The 231-nt window shown below is 39.8% G+C and carries 1 protein-coding gene; it reads left to right on the top strand.

Features of this window, described 5'->3' with window-relative positions:
* Nucleotides 1–2: 2 nt before the first annotated feature.
* The coding region (locus tag HMPREF2805_RS11370) for a hypothetical protein (RefSeq protein WP_261676104.1) at nt 3–231 on the top strand (229 nt) is incomplete at its 3' end.

Here is a 231-nt window from a genome sequence, read left to right as displayed (position 1 = left end):
AAATCGGCTATTTTAGTCCTAGAAAAAAGGATGCGATCCAGTACGAAAAAGTGAATCGTTATCTTTATCTCGTCAGACTGCTCTATGAGCTGAAAGCCAAACTTCATGAAGACGGATTGGTCATCACTGTTCACAATGGGCAGCAGAGATTCCAAAAAGCGAATTCTCTCATCAAGGAAATCAACACAACAAGTAATCAGCTTTTAGCGATTGAGCGATCGTTTGATTTTG

The organism is Streptococcus sp. HMSC034E03 (assembly GCF_001811505.1).
GTDB lineage: Bacteria > Bacillota > Bacilli > Lactobacillales > Streptococcaceae > Streptococcus.
This window is presented reverse-complemented; position numbering and strand designations above follow the sequence as displayed.